Raw genomic sequence first — 14402 nt, forward strand, 5'->3', positions numbered from 1 at the left:
AAAGCGGCCCCTACCAGAGCGCGATGTCATAGGTCAGGTAGACCCGGTTACTGTCCCGCCCCCGGGAATAATCAGCGCGGTAGACGTAGTTGCGCAGCTTCACTCCCAGCCCCTTGAATGTGCCCGCCTGCACGACGTAGGCCAGTTCGCTGTCGCGCTCCCATTCACGTGCCCCGGCATCACCTGCCTTGTCGTTGTCACCGCTCAGGTAGCGGCTCATGAAGGTCAGCCCAGGCACACCGGCTGCCGCGAAGTTGTAGGCGTAACTGACCATCCAGGTCTTCTCGTCTTCTTCAATGAACTTGCCGATACCGACGTTGCTGAACGAGTACACGGTGGCGCCGCTGATGTAGGGCAGCCCGGCAACCCCATCGAGCACCTGATAACCCGCACCCACGGTGTGGCCGCTGTGGGCATAGCTGAGCTGGCCGCTGAGCATGTCGTTATCAATGGGGCCACCCTGCGCTGCGCCATCGTCGCGGCTCTTGAAGTAACGCACATCACTGGCCAGCACGCCCCCTGCCAGCGGCAGTTCATGGGCAATGCCGGCAAAGTCCTGGCGGTAGAAGTTGTTCAGCTCGCCGCGAAAGTAGCTCAATCGCAGGGTTTTGCTCACTGCGTAATCGGCACCGGCATAGCTGAAATCCGCCGATGCATCGCCGCTGTAGCCATCGGCGAACAGGCCAGTGCTGTCGGACGAATCGCGCTGCTTGAAACGCTGCAGATGGCCACCGGTCAAGGTCAACCCGTCAATATCGCTGGAGACCAGCTGGGTGCCCTGGTAGGTCTGCGGCAGCAGGCGCGCGTCGTTGTACACCAATACCGGTGTCTTGGGCAGCAACGTACCGTGCTTGATCACGGTCTTGCCCAGCCGGGCCTTGGCGGTGACCCCGGCACTGGCAAACCCATTGGCCGCGCGGCCATCGTCATGCACCGGCAACAAGCCGGTACCGCTGCGCCCACGGCCCGAGTCCAGCCTGACGCCCACCAGCGCCATGGCATCCAGGCCTACCCCTAGCGTGCCTTGTGTGAACCCGGATGCGTAATCCAGCAAGAACCCTTGCGCCCATTCCACCCGTTCACTTTTTGCCGTAGCAGCAGCACGTGCGCTGAGGCCTTGCTCGTCGCGAAAGTTCTCGTTGAAGTACACGTTGCGCAATTGCAGCTTGAGTGCGCTGTCTTCGATGAAACCAGCAGCGTGGGTCAGGGGCACATGGGCAAACAGCAGGCCGCACGCAGCCCTGCGGAGAATGACTTGGGTCATGGTCCGGATACTCTCTTGTTATTGTGGGTTGGGCATTCAGACGAAGAACGACAGCGCTCCGGTCAGCAGCGCAATGGCAGTAATGACCAGCGAGGTGAGCACGGCCCACTTGACCGTGGCTTTCTGGAAGTCGCCGATATCCCGGTCGACCATGCCTACCAGCAACAAGGTCGAGGCCACCAGCGGGCTCATCAGGTGCACCGGCTGGCCGAGCACCGAGGCGCGGGCGATCTCTACCGGGTCGATGCCATACGCTGCGGCGGCATTGGCCAGGATCGGCACCACACCGAAGTAATAGGCATCGTTGGAGAGCACGAAGGTCAGCGGCATGCTAGTGATGGCCACCACCAGCGGGAACCAGTGGCCCCAGGATGGCGGAATCCAGTCGACCAAGGTCTGCGCCAGCGCATCGACCATCTTGGTGCCGGAGAAGATGCCCGCGAAGATGCCTGCGGCAAATACCAGCAGTACGACGGTCATGGCATTGCCGGAGTGCGCCAGTATCCGCTCCTTCTGCACATTCAGTTGCGGGTAGTTGATCATCAGCGCGGCGACAAAACCAATCATGAACAGAATCGCGGCGTGCATCACCCCGGCTACCAGGGCGATCATCACTGCCACCACCAGCACCAGGTTGACGTAGGCCAGCCGTGGGCGCTTGTGCGGGGTCTCTTCCAGAATGGCCTTGATGTAGCAGTTGCCGCCGCCTGCTTGCAGCTGGATGTTGCCGATGCGCTTGCGCTCGGCGCGCCCCAGCAGAAATGCCGTGAACACCACCCAGGCGGCACCGCCGACCATGGTCGGCAGCATGGGGATGAAGTACTCGGACGCGTCCAGGCCCAGTGCCGCAATCGCCCGCGTCGCCGGCCCGCCCCAAGGGCTCAAGCCACTCATGATGCTCAGCGACAGCATGGCTACGGTGGCGAGGATCATCGGGTTCATGCCGATGCGTTTGTACAGCGGCAGCATGGCTGCGCAGGTGATCATGTAGGTGGTGGTGCCATCGCCGTCCAGCGCCACCAGCAGCGAGAGCAGGGCGGTACCGATGGCGATCTTTACCGGGTTGCCGTTGACACGCTTGAGGATCATGCGGATCAGCGGGTCGAACAGGCCTGCATCGATCATCAGGCCGAAGAACAAGATGGCGAACAGCAGCAATGCTGCCGAGGGTGCGACCATTTTCAGGCCGTCGAGCATCATTTTGCCAAGGTCGGGCGCGAAGCCTCCGATCACGGCGAACACGATCGGCACCAAGGTCAGGGCGACGATAGGCGACAAGCGTTTGCTCATGATCAGGTAGGTGAATGCCACCACCATGGTCAAACCCAGCAATGCCAGCATGGTTTTCTCTCTTGTTGTTATTGTCAGTGTGGCCGAACGCAAGGCAAACGGCGGTCTTGCCGCCCGGCGTCATGCCTGCCGGGCGGTGCGGTTAACGTAGGTGCAGCGGGGGTCAGCTTTGGCGGGTAGGCTCAGCGGCCGGCCAGGGGGCGTTCGGCTCGGCGACGGCGGTTGACGGCATTTTCCCGTCTGCCAGCATTTGCCTGAGCACCTGCCGGTCGCAAGCACCTTCGGACAGCGAGATGACCACGGTGGCCACGGCGTTGCTGGCCAGGCTGGTGAGGGCGCGTGCCTCTGACATGAAGCGGTCGATACCGATCAGCAGCGCCAGGCCGGCCAGCGGGATATCGTGGATCACCGTCAGCGTCGAAGCGAGCGCCACGAAACCGCTGCCCGTCACACCGGCGGCGCCTTTGGACGACAACAGCATGATCGCCAGCATGGTCAGCGTCTGGCCCAGGCTCAGGTCGATGTTGCACGCTTGCGCGATGAACACGGCGGCGAGCGACAGGTAGATCGCAGTGCCATCGAGGTTGAAGGAGTAGCCCGTGGGCAGCACCAGCCCGACCACGCCCTTCCTGCAACCCAGCGCCTGCAGCTTTTCCAGCATCCTTGGCAATACCGGCTCGGTAGACGAGGTGCCGAGTACCACCAGGAACTCCTCGCGGAAGAACCGCAACAGCTTCCACAAGCTGAAGCCGTGCAGCCGGCACAGGCCACCCAGTACCACCAGCACAAAGAACGCGCAGGCGATGTACAGGGTCATCACCAGCTTGGCCAAGGCGCCCAGCGACGTAATGCCGTACTGGCCCACGGTAAAGGCCAGCGCGCCGAACGCACCGACCGGGGCAAAGCGCATCAGGTAGCCGAAGATGCGGAACACCATCTGCGAGGCGGACTCCAGCACGTTCAGCACAGGCTGGCCATGTTCGCCCATGGCCGACAGGGCAAACCCCGACAGCACCGCGATGAACAGCACCGGTAGCACTTCACCTTTGTTGAAAGCGCCCATGAAGGTGTCAGGGATGATGTGCATGAAGAAGTCGACCACGCCCAGCTTGGCCGCCGACGCGGTGTACTGGCTGAGGCCCGCCGTGCTCAACGTGGCAGGGTCGATGTTCATGCCCACGCCAGGCTGGAACACATGCACGGCCACCAGGCCGATTACCAGGCTGATCACCGTCAGCACCAGGAACAGCAGCAGCGTCTTGCTCATCAGGCGCCCCAGCGAGCGCTTGTCGGTCATGCCGGCAATGCCGGTGACGATGGTGCAGAACACCACGGGCGCGATCATCATCTTGATCAGCTTGATGAAGGCATCGCCCAGCGGCTTCAGCGCCACGGCCTGCTCGGCCCAGAGGTGGCCGACCAGTACACCCAGCAGCACGGCGCAGAGGATCTGAAAGTACAACGATTTGATGAGTTTCATGAGGCATCACCCATTGTTGAAATTGTGCGGATGCGCTTTGGGTTGAACATGTGCAGTACGCGCTAGCTGGCAAGGCGGCGCATTGTCGGGGCATACACGTAACCTGAAAAGAGCCGGCGGGCAGTGCGGATCACCGACGCCTGCAGCTTGCCGCCATCGCGGCTCAAGGCCACATCGATGACGCCGCTGGGGTGCTCCAGCCGTACTTCGGACAGTTGCAGGGCGTGCTCGCCCAACAGTTGGGCGGTCACGGTGCCGGGAGTCACGCAGGCCGTGGCCAGGCCAATCGCGCCAGTGATCGCCAGCGCACGGTGGCAGTTGTGCGGCATGAAGTAGCGCACCTGCAGCGTGCCGTCGCTGGTTGGCGGCGACACCACCACCGGTTTCGGGATCACCATGCCACGCACATCACCCAGGCCCATGGCCCGGCCCGCTTGCAACCGCAGGGCTTCCAGGCGCTCGAGCAGTGCGCTGTCGGCATCCAGGGCGGCAGGGCGCTCGTTACCGGCCAGGCCCAGCTGGCTGGCTTCGATGATCATCAGCGGCATGGCCATGTCGATGCAGGTGACGGCCGTGCCATCGAACACATCGCGGGCCTGCCCGGTGGGGAACAGTTTTCCAGTCTTGCTGCCGACCGCGTCGAGGAAGGTCAGGTGGATCGGCGCGGCCGTGCCGGGTACGCCGTCGATAGCGGTGCGGCCTTCGTACTTGACGGTGCCGCCAGGGGTTTGCACCAGCGAGGTGACGAAGGTCTGGGTATTAAGGTTGCGAATGCGCACCAGGGTTTTGTCGCCTTGGGCTTTCACCAGCCCCTGTTCGATGGCAAATGGGCCGACCGCACACAACATGTTGCCGCAGTTGGGCGCGGTGTCGACGCGTCGCTCGGCGACCATGACCTGCACGAACAGGTAATCGACGTCGGCGTCAGGGTGCAGCGAGGGGCTGACGATCGCCACCTTGCTGGTTTGCGGGCTGCCACCACCGATGCCGTCGATTTCCAGCTCATGGCCAGACCCCATCAGGCTGATCAGTACTTCGTCGCGTTCCACCACATTGGCCGGCAGGTCCCAGGCATGGAAGAAAGGGCCTTTGGAGGTACCGCCGCGCATGAGCACACAAGGGATTCGTTGCATGACTACTGACTCTCGTTGATCAATTGGCATCATTGATGTGTTGAGAGAAAGAGTGACAGGCGTTGATAAATCAATCCAATGCAAATATCGTAGCGATTGATGCGTGTAGTTGAATAATTGCCGACGCTATGACGTGGAGTCAAACTTGTGGAATATGAGCTGCAAGATATCCGTTCTTTCGTGAAAATCGCCGAACTCGGTAGCTTTCATGAAGCAGCAGAGGCCCTGCACCTTTCCCAGCCAGCACTCAGCCGGCGGATCAAGAAGCTGGAAGAGGGCCTGGGCACGCCTTTACTCGAACGCACCACGCGTCGGGTTGGCCTGACCAGTGTCGGCCGCGATTTCCTGCCCAAGGCGCGGCGCCTGCTCGATGACTTCGAAGACTCGATCCTGAGTATTCGCGAACTGGCCGAGCGCCAGACCGGACAAGTCACCCTGGCGTGCATCCCGACGGCGGCGTTCTACTTCCTGCCCACCGTGATTCGCCAGTACAACGAGCAATACCCGAAAATCCGCATCCGCCTGCTCGATCTCAGCGCCAACGATGGCCTTGAAGCCGTCTTGCGCGGCGAGGCCGATTTCGGCATCAACATGATGAGTGGCCAGCACCCGGACATCGAGTTTGTGCCGCTGGTCAACGAGCATTTCGTGCTGGCCTGCCGCCGCGATCATGAACTGGCAAGCCGCGAATCGGTGACTTGGACGCAGCTGGCTGACCACCGCCTGATCGGCGTGGGGCGCCTGAGTGGTAACCGCATGCTGCTGGACCACGCCTTGTCGGGGCTCAACATACGGCCCAAATGGTTTTATGAGGTGCAGCACCTGTCCACTTCGCTCGGCATGGTCGAGGCAGGGCTTGGTGTGTCTGCGATGCCCAGCCTGGCCATGCCGGCAGCGGACCACCCGACCCTGGTCAGCGTGCCCCTGACCGACCCACAGGTGACGCGCACTCTGGGCCTGGTCTATCGGCGCGGGGCTTCGCTGTCGCCGGCTGCAGAAAAGTTCGTGTCGATCCTGCTGGAAAAATGGCGGGGCGGCTAAAAACGCCGTACGGGGGTCAGAAACAAGCCGGCCCGTGTCGCCACGGGCCGGTTGCAGGTGATGCCGGTTGGCTCGGCGGGCGATCAGACGCCCATCGCCAGCTTGGCACTGGTCTGCCGACGACGATAGGCACTGTCGCGGCTCGCCAGCCACCCGTACAGCGGCGAGGTGACCAGCAGCCCGACCAGCCACGACAGGTCGGCGCCGTTGATGTGCTCGGAGATCGGCCCGACGTACAGCGGCGTGTTCATGAACGGGATCTGCACCACGATGCCCACCGCATAGGCAATCAGCGCCTGGGGGTTGTAGCGCCCGTAGATGCCGCCATCGACCTTGAAGATCGACTGGATGTCGTAGTCGCCCTTGTGGATCACATAGAAGTCGATCAGGTTGATCGCGGTCCAGGGCACCAGCACCACCAGCAGCACCAGCACCATGTCGACGAAGTGGCCGATGAAGTCCTTCGAGGCGAACACGGCTACCACACTGCAAGCCGTCAGCACGATCAGCGACAGCACCGCGCGGCTCTTGGCTGTGGGGATCCAGCGGTGGGCGAAGGTCTGGATCAGGGTGATGATCGACAGCACCGCGCCGTACAGGTTGAGGGCGTTGTGGCTGATCACGCTGAGCAGGAACAGCACCAGCATGATCGGGCCGAGGGTGCCGGTGGCGAGCTTGACCGCGTCCATGGTGTCCATGCCGGCCGGGATCGCCAGCACCGCCACGGCGCCGAAGATGAACGACAGGCTCGAACCCAGGGCCGAGCCCAGATACGTGGTCCAGAAGGTCGATGAGACTTTCACGTCAGCCGGCAGGTAGCGCGAGTAATCCGACACGTAAGGGGCAAAGGCAATCTGCCACAGCGCCGCCAGCGACACGGTGGCCAGCCAGCCGGCCAGGTTGAAGCCGCCGCGGGTCAGGAAGTCGTCGCTTTGCACATGGCTGAAGATGTAGCCGAAGCCGACCACGATGCCGATGCCGAGCACCCAGGTGCCGATGCGGTTGAGCACGTGGATGAAGCGGTAGCCGATGATGCCGATGATGCCCGACCCCAGCGCACCGATGACGATACCCACCGGTACCGGCACGGCCTCGACCACACCATGCAGCGACTTGCCGGCCAGGACGATGTTGGAGGCGAAGAAGCCGATGTACATCACCCCGGCGATCACCACCACCAGCAGCGCGCCGAGCGAGCCGAACTGGGCGCGGCTCTGGATCATCTGCGGGATGCCCATCTGCGGGCCCTGGGCCGAGTGCAGCGCCATCAACACCCCGCCGACCAGGTGGCCGACCAGGATGGCGATGATGCCCCACACCAGGTTCAGGTGAAACAACTGCACGCCCAGCGCGCCGGTGACGATGGGCAGCGGCGCGATGTTGCCGCCGAACCACAATGTGAACAGATCCCTTACCTTTCCATGGCGGTCTTGCGGGGGCACGTAGCCGATCGTGTGTTTTTCTATGAGGGGTGCCGTGTTGGCTGCACTGGTCATGACTGACTCCAAGGCAAGGTGGGGCAGGGGGTACTGCCCGGGGGCGTGCCGGCGAAGGGCAACGCGTTCTTGTTGGAGGGATGATGCGGGGAGTCGGGATAACGAGAAATTAGTAAATATGTGCCCATAAACCTTAAAAAACCTAAGGCTGACAAAAGGTTAAGGGACGAGTGGTAGCAAGGAGCGGGCCACCGCGCTGAAAGCCTTGAGCTTGGGGGCTGCAGGCTGTCGGGAAACAGCACAGGTGAGCCGGCGTGGTGCGGCGTGCGCGTTTCCAGTGCAGGTGAACAGGCGGTAGATAATCAGAAATTGTCACTACATCGGTAACAGCCGATCCTGAATCACTTCCTTCATCACCAATGTCGAACTCAGCCGCTTCACATTGGGAATGCTGGTCAGGTGCTCGTCATACAGCTTCTGAAACGCTGGCAGGTCCTTCGCCACCACGTGCAGCAGGTAATCCGGGTCACCGAACAACCGCTGCGCCTCGACAATCTGGGGGATCTCGGCTAGTGCCGCCTCGAAGTCCGCCACCGGCTGGCGCGTCACCTCGCGCAGGGTGACGAACACCAGCGCGGCAAAGTTAAGCCCCAGCGCGGCCGGTGCCAGGCGCGCGTGGTACCCGAGAATGGCGCCGGCGTCTTCCAGCGCCTTCAGGCGACGATGGCAGGGCGACAAGCTCAACCCTACGCGGTCAGCCAGCTCGGTCACCGACAGGCGCCCATCTTTTTGCAGCTCGGCAAGGATTTTTCGATCTGTCCGGTCCATTGAGAAGAATCTTCCAGTATTTGTATGTTGGTGGGGAATATACGAAAGAAAATGCCCCGACGGAATCCGTAATCTTTCTGCACACAAAGACAACACATAAGGAAGATTCAAGTGGCAATCAGTGTGCTGACGGCGTTCTGGGCCGTGTCGTTGCTGTTTGTGATCACCCCAGGGGCGGACTGGGCGTATGCCATCTCCGCGGGCATGCGCGGGCGCTGGGTGATGCCTGCGGTGGCAGGCATGTTGTCGGGGCACTTCCTGGCAACCCTGGTGGTGGCTGCGGGCGTGGGCAGCCTGCTCGCTGGGCACCCGCTGGCGCTGATGTTGCTGACGCTGGCGGGCTGTACCTACTTGCTGTGGCTGGGCGGCAACCTGCTGCTGAGCCCGGGTGTGCCGCAGGCGGGGCAGGACGGCGTGGGGGACTCCGGTTCGCGCTGGGCATTGAAGGGCTTTTGCGTGAGTGGGCTGAACCCGAAGGTGTTCCTGCTGTTTCTTGCCCTGCTGCCGCAATTCACCGACCCACACTCCAGCTGGCCCGTGCCGCTGCAGATCCTGTTGCTCGGGCTGGTGCACCTGTGCAGCTCGCTGGTGATCTATTCGCTGGTGGGCTATGGCGCCAAGGCCGTACTGAGTACCCGGCCTGGGGCAGCGAAGATGGTCGGGCGGGTATCGGGCCTTGCCATGATCGCGGTGGCCCTGGGGCTGATTGCCGGGCAGTTGGGCTGAATCTACCGGCGCTGACGTGGCTCGGATACACTTGCCGCTTCTCTTCGCACAGCCAGGATGTGCCCCATGCCCGAAACCGCCCAACTGCTGACATTCGCGCTGATCTGCCTGGGCATGGTGCTGACGCCCGGGCCGAACATGATCTACCTGATTTCTCGTTCGATCTGCCAAGGCCGTAACGCCGGCTTGATATCCCTTGGCGGCGTGGCCCTGGGCTTCGCCATCTATATGCTCTGCGCGGCGCTGGGTATCACCGCGCTGGTGATGGCGGTGCCGTTTGCCTATGACGTGCTGCGCATCGGTGGCGCACTGTACTTGCTGTACCTGGCCTGGCAGGCGCTGCGGCCCGGCGGTAGCTCGCCATTTCAGGTACGTGAACTGCCTGCCGACAGCCCGCGGCGGCTGTTCACCATGGGTTTTGCCACCAGCCTGCTGAACCCCAAGATCGCGGTCATGTACCTGTCGCTGATGCCGCAGTTCATCGAGCCCGGTCACGGCAGTGTACTGGTGCAGTCGCTGGTGCTGGGCTGCACGCAAATCGCCATCAGCGTATCGGTCAATGCGCTGATCGCCGTGATGGCCGGTTCCATCGCCGTGTTTCTCGGCGGCCGGCCCGTGTGGCAGCAGGTTCAGCGCTGGCTGATGGGCACCGTACTGGCCGGCCTTGCCCTGCGCATGCTGGCCGAAGGGCGCCGCTGAACAACCGCTGATCTCTGTGGAACGAACCGTTGATTGCAACGCTCCTATCGTAAGATGGATAGCAAGGTGCCCGGGGCTTCCCAGACATGAACCTGTTACAGCAACGCGATGCGCACACTCCGCCACTGCATTTTCTGCTCAACGGCGGCACCATCGGTGGCCTGCTGCAGTCGATGGACTGGAGCAGCTCGCCGCTCGGCCCCCCCGAGCACTGGTCGCCCCACCTGCAGGCGGTAATGGCTACATTGCTGCCGGCCCAGGCGCAGTTCGTGCTGTTCTGGGGCGAAACTTACGTAGCGCTCTACAACGATGCCTATGCACCGACCATTGGTACCAAACATCCCCAGGCACTGGGGCGCCCGGCTGAGGACAACTGGCGTGAGCTGTGGGACGACCTTGAGCCGCTGCTGCGTGGCGTGCGTGAGACCGGCCAGACGTTTTCAGCCAAGGACCGCCCGTTCTATATAGAGCGTCGCGGCCTGGGTGAGACCGTGTACTTCGATGTCTCCTATTCCGCCGTGCGCGAAGCCGATGGCAGCGTTGGCGGGGTGTTGTGCCTGGTGACTGAAACCACCGAACGGGTTCGTTTCCAACAGCGCCAGGCGTTTTTGCTGGAGCTGGGCCGCACCTTGCCTGGGCTGGGTGAAGCGGAGCGTATCGAAGCGTATGTGGTAGCACGCCTCGCCCAGCACCTGGGGGCGACGCAGGTGTGTTTCGGCGAGGACCTGGGCGACGGCACAGGTTACAAGGTTGCGCATGACTGGGCTGACGGCCTGCCTTCGAGGGTCGGCCAGCACCGCTACGCCACCTACGGGGCATCGCTGCGTGAGCAGTTGGTGGCGGGCAAGGTGGTGCAGCAGGCTTATGACAGCGCATCGGCGCCGCTGAGCGGCTTGTGTAGCACGCTGCATGTGCCGGTGCTGCGCGCCGGCCACCTGGAAGCCATGCTTGCCGTGCACTTTCACACGCCACATCACTGCTTCGAAGACGAGTGCCAACTGGTCGAGGATGCCGCCAAGCAAGCCTGGGCGGCCATTACCCATGCCCGTGCAGAGCGTGCCCTGCACCTGCTCAACGAAAGCCTGGAGGAGCGCGTCGCGGCCGTGCTGGCCGAGCGCGAGGCGGCGATTCTGCAACTGCATGAAGCGCACAAGCTGGAGATGATCGGCCAGTTGACCGGTGGCATCGCCCATGACCTCAACAACATGCTCACGCCAATTATCGCCTCCTTCGAATTGATGCGTCGGCACCCGCAATCCGAGCGAGCTCCCCGCTTGATCGACGGTGGCCTGCAGGCTGCCGAGCGGGCGCGCAACCTGGTGGGGCGCTTGCTGAGTTTCGCCCGTCGACAAACCCTCAAGCCACAAGCCGTGTCGCTGGCTGCCTTGGTGGAGGACATGCGCGAACTTATGGCGCGCTCGCTTGGGCCGACCATTGCCGTGCAGGTGCAAGTCGACCCGTTGCTGCCCGCCGTGCTGGTCGATCCGCATCAACTGGAGCTGGCGCTGCTCAACCTGGTGGTCAATGCCCGCGACGCCATGGCCGGCGGCGGTGCCCTGAGCATCGTCGCCGGGCTCGATGCCGACGGCCCACCGCACCCGGCAGGCACTGCGGGCGCGCCGTTGGTCTGGCTGCAGGTTCGCGACAGTGGCAGCGGCATGAGCGATGAGCAGCTGCGCCGCTGCGTCGAGCCATTCTATTCCACCAAGGGCGTGGGCAAGGGCACCGGCCTTGGCCTGCCGATGGTGCAGGGGCTGGCGGTGCAGTCGGGTGGTGGCTTCGCGATTCGCTCGCAGCAGGGGGAGGGGACTGTGGCCACGCTGTGGTTGCCGATCAGCGATGTCGCCGCAGTTGGCCGTGACAGTGACAGTGACAGTGCAGAGGCGCCCCTGGCCGACCGCGCCAGCCGAATTCTGTTGGTGGATGATGAGGCGATCGTGCGCCATGCCACGGCCTTGCAATTGCGCGACCTGGGGTACGAGGTGTGCGAAGCGAGCAGTGCCGCGGCAGCGCTGCAGCGGGTGGAGCAGGGCTGGCAGCCGGACGTGCTGGTGACAGACCACGTCATGGCCGACATGACCGGGGTGCGTTTTGCCCAACAGATGCGCGAGCGCCAGGCTGACCTGCCGGTGTTGATCATCACCGGCTATGCCAACCTTACACCCCGCGAGCTCAAGGGATTCGAGGTGTTGCGCAAGCCATACCGGCGCGCCGAGCTGGCGCAGAGTGTGGCGCGGTTGCTGGCCGCCCCGCGTTAGCCGCTGTTCAGCTTCCCAGCACTTTGGCCAGCATCTGGCACACCTGCTCGGCCGAGTACGGCTTGGCCAGGAAGGCAAAGCCCTGGTGGCCGCCTTCGGCAATCGCATCGCTGTAGCCCGAGGTGAGGATCACCGGCAGTTGCGGGCGTTGGCGCCGCAGTTCGCGGGCCAGTGCCAAGCCCCCCATGCCGGGCATGAGCACATCGGAAAACACGGCATCGAAATCGCCCGCCGGGCCTGCCAACAAGGCCAGCGCTTCCTCTGCCGAATTTGCCCAACTGATCCGGTAGCCGTGGTCCTCGAGAATCTGCGCGGTGAACGTGCAGAGGTCGGGGTTGTCCTCCACCACCAGTATCCGCCCTCGCGCCTTGCCGACCTCGGGTTGGGTGGGGGCGGCGGTGACGTCGGCCGGTTCGGCAGGCGGGGCCTCTTGCGGCAGGTACAGGGTGAACGTTGTGCCTTCGCCCTCGACGCTGACCACGGCTACATCGCCACCGGACTGCTTGGCGAAACCAAACACCTGGGACAGGCCAAGCCCGGTCCCTTCACCGGGGGCCTTGGTGGTGAAGAAGGGGTCGAAGATGCGGTCGAGCAACTTCGCGGCAATGCCGATACCGCTGTCCACCACCGAGATGGCCGCAAACGTGCCCGCTGGCGCAGGCTGACCACGCAGCGCGGGCATGTGCTGATCGGCCAACAGGCGCAGGCGCAAGGTGCCTTCGCCGGCCATGGCATCGCGACCATTGAGCATCAGGTTGATCACCGCCGTCTCGAGCTGGCTGAGGTCGGCGCGGATATGGCAAGGCGCGGCTGGCAGTTGCAGTTCCACCTTGATGCGTGCTCCGGTGGCGGTGTCGAGCATCTCGGCCATGGCTTCCAGGCGTGGCCCGGCCTCGAACACTTGCGGGCTCAATGCCTGGCGGCGAGCGAAGGCGAGCAGTTGGCCGGTCAGCTTGGCGCCGCGGTCGACGGTGTCGGCCATGGTCTTCAGGTAGCGTTCGCGACGGCTTTGCTCAAGGTCGGGGCGCTGCAGGAAGTGCAACGACGAGCGAATGATGGTCAGCAGGTTGTTGAAGTCGTGCGCCACGCCACCGGTCAGCTGGCCGATGGCTTCAAGCTTCTGCGCCTGGCGCAACACGGCTTCGGTGTGCAGCAGTTGGCTGGTGCGTTGGTCGACGCGCTGTTCCAGCGTGGCATTGAGCGCCTCCAGCGCCGCCATTGCCTCGCGTACTTCGGCATGGGCCTGGACCCGCTGGATATGCGACCAGCAGCGCTCGGTCACCTCGCCGATCAAGCGCAGCTCGTAGCCGGTCCACACCCGGGGCGCCTTGTCGTGGATGGCCATCAGTGCGGTCAGGCGACCGTCCTTGATCAGCGGCATGCAGATGGTCGCGGTGATGCCGATGGCCTGGAAGGTCGCCGCTTCTTCGGCGGCCAGTTCGCTGAGGTTGTCGTTGATGACCAGCGGCTCGCCAGCGCGCAACTGGCTGACTGCCAGGCGGCCGAAGTCGGCCAGGCGGTATTGGCCGATCAGCCGTGGTGAACCGGCTGACACGGCGTCGCCACAGATGTTGAAGCCATCCTGGTCTGCATCCATGACCGCGTAGGCGCAGCTGGAAAGCTGCAGGTGCTCGACCAGCATGCGCGTGGTGATGGCCATGATCCGCTCGGGGTCGGTGGCGTTGGCCACCTCCCGGCCCAGGCCGTCGAGGAAGTTGAGGCGCTGGCTGTTGACCACGCTGGTGGTGGTTTCGGTCACGGTGTCGAGCATGCCCAGCACGCTGCCGTCCTCGCCACGGATGGGGCTGTAGCAGAAGGTGAAATAGGCGCGCTCGGGGCCACCGTTGCGGTCGATGACCAGCGGGAAGTCTTCGATGAACACCGCTTCACCGGCCAGGGCGCGGTCGGCCATGGCGCCGATCTCGCCCCAGGCTTCCTGCCACACCTCGCTGAACGGGCGGCCCAGGGCCTGTGGCTTGCTGCCGAGAATCTCGGTGAAGGCGTCGTTGTAGAGGGTAATCAGCTCATTGCCCCATAGCACTGCCTGCGGGAAGCGCGAGCCCAAGCACAGGGCCACCGTCGTCTTGAGTACGCTGGGCCATGCCTGCAGTGGGCCAAGTGGGGTGCTGTGCCAATCATGCTGGCGGATGTGTTCGGCCATCAGCCCGCCGCCATCTAGCCATTTCGCCATGTGCTCTGCCGATCCTTTTGCCTGGGAGCATAAGGGTGCACCGAGAATGGCCAATT

General features: G+C 63.5%; 11 protein-coding genes. 4 read left to right on the forward strand and 7 right to left on the reverse strand.

All coding sequences use genetic code 11. The features are described 5' to 3' along the window. Positions 1–10: 10 nt before the first annotated feature. The 4 genes from LOY26_RS10810 to LOY26_RS10825 form a co-directional block, all read right to left on the reverse strand. On the reverse strand, positions 11–1264 hold the full coding sequence (locus LOY26_RS10810; RefSeq protein ID WP_258714733.1) for an OprD family porin: 1254 nt from the start codon (positions 1262–1264) through the stop codon (positions 11–13). 36 nt (positions 1265–1300) lie between these two features. After that, positions 1301–2626 (reverse strand): citrate:proton symporter, encoded by a 1326-nt coding sequence (locus LOY26_RS10815; protein ID WP_328286657.1) that lies wholly within the window; start codon positions 2624–2626, stop codon positions 1301–1303. A 91-nt stretch (positions 2627–2717) separates the two neighbouring features. After that, positions 2718–4034, reverse strand: coding sequence for a C4-dicarboxylate transporter DctA (gene dctA, locus LOY26_RS10820; protein WP_033697310.1), 1317 nt, complete (start codon positions 4032–4034; stop codon positions 2718–2720). A gap of 62 nt (positions 4035–4096) precedes the next feature. Next, positions 4097–5167, reverse strand: coding sequence for a 4-oxalomesaconate tautomerase (locus LOY26_RS10825; protein WP_077068377.1), 1071 nt, complete (start codon positions 5165–5167; stop codon positions 4097–4099). A 147-nt stretch (positions 5168–5314) separates the two neighbouring features. Between LOY26_RS10825 and LOY26_RS10830 the strand changes: the two genes are divergently transcribed. Further along, the gene (locus LOY26_RS10830; RefSeq protein ID WP_033697311.1) at positions 5315–6208 is read left to right on the forward strand and encodes a LysR family transcriptional regulator; all 894 of its coding nucleotides are present in this window, start codon (positions 5315–5317) and stop codon (positions 6206–6208) included. Between the two features lie 83 nt (positions 6209–6291). On the opposite strand, the gene LOY26_RS10835 is transcribed toward LOY26_RS10830, so the two are convergent. Both LOY26_RS10835 and LOY26_RS10840 read right to left on the reverse strand, forming a co-directional pair. Continuing rightward, complete coding sequence (locus LOY26_RS10835; protein ID WP_258714734.1) at positions 6292–7704, reverse strand: cytosine permease; 1413 nt, start codon at positions 7702–7704, stop codon at positions 6292–6294. Between the two features lie 315 nt (positions 7705–8019). Next, entirely contained in the window at positions 8020–8472 is a 453-nt protein-coding gene (locus LOY26_RS10840; RefSeq protein ID WP_033697313.1) for an Lrp/AsnC family transcriptional regulator, read from the reverse strand. 111 nt (positions 8473–8583) lie between these two features. On the opposite strand from LOY26_RS10840, the gene LOY26_RS10845 reads away from it, so the two are divergent. From LOY26_RS10845 to LOY26_RS10855, 3 genes are all read left to right on the forward strand, one after another. After that, entirely contained in the window at positions 8584–9198 is a 615-nt protein-coding gene (locus LOY26_RS10845; protein WP_047583884.1) for a LysE family translocator, read from the forward strand. Positions 9199–9264: 66 nt separating this feature from the next. Beyond that, a complete protein-coding gene (locus LOY26_RS10850) occupies positions 9265–9897 on the forward strand; it encodes a LysE family translocator (RefSeq protein WP_258714735.1) in 633 nt (210 codons plus the stop codon). Between the two features lie 86 nt (positions 9898–9983). Next, positions 9984–12155 carry a response regulator gene (locus LOY26_RS10855; RefSeq protein ID WP_186659451.1) on the forward strand — a complete coding sequence of 724 codons (2172 nt, stop codon included), beginning with the start codon at positions 9984–9986 and terminating at the stop codon, positions 12153–12155. Between the two features lie 7 nt (positions 12156–12162). Here the strand turns inward: LOY26_RS10855 and LOY26_RS10860 are convergent, their stop codons facing one another. Beyond that, entirely contained in the window at positions 12163–14346 is a 2184-nt protein-coding gene (locus LOY26_RS10860) for a response regulator (protein WP_186659459.1), read from the reverse strand. Positions 14347–14402: the final 56 nt, after the last annotated feature.

The organism is Pseudomonas sp. B21-047, assembly GCF_024748775.1.
GTDB classification, from domain to species: Bacteria; Pseudomonadota; Gammaproteobacteria; order Pseudomonadales; family Pseudomonadaceae; genus Aquipseudomonas; species Aquipseudomonas capeferrum.

What these genes read in the sequence shown, in the direction of transcription:
- LOY26_RS10840 (WP_033697313.1), bottom strand. Translation starts at nt 8,472, where the DNA reads ATGGACCGGACAGATCGAAAAATCCTTGCCGAGCTGCAAAAAGATGGG.
- LOY26_RS10810 (WP_258714733.1), bottom strand. Translation starts at nt 1,264, where the DNA reads ATGACCCAAGTCATTCTCCGCAGGGCTGCGTGCGGCCTGCTGTTTGCC.
- LOY26_RS10860 (WP_186659459.1), bottom strand. Translation starts at nt 14,346, where the DNA reads ATGGCGAAATGGCTAGATGGCGGCGGGCTGATGGCCGAACACATCCGC.
- LOY26_RS10825 (WP_077068377.1), bottom strand. Translation starts at nt 5,167, where the DNA reads ATGCAACGAATCCCTTGTGTGCTCATGCGCGGCGGTACCTCCAAAGGC.
- LOY26_RS10835 (WP_258714734.1), bottom strand. Translation starts at nt 7,704, where the DNA reads ATGACCAGTGCAGCCAACACGGCACCCCTCATAGAAAAACACACGATC.
- LOY26_RS10850 (WP_258714735.1), top strand. Translation starts at nt 9,265, where the DNA reads ATGCCCGAAACCGCCCAACTGCTGACATTCGCGCTGATCTGCCTGGGC.
- dctA (WP_033697310.1), bottom strand. Translation starts at nt 4,034, where the DNA reads ATGAAACTCATCAAATCGTTGTACTTTCAGATCCTCTGCGCCGTGCTG.
- LOY26_RS10855 (WP_186659451.1), top strand. Translation starts at nt 9,984, where the DNA reads ATGAACCTGTTACAGCAACGCGATGCGCACACTCCGCCACTGCATTTT.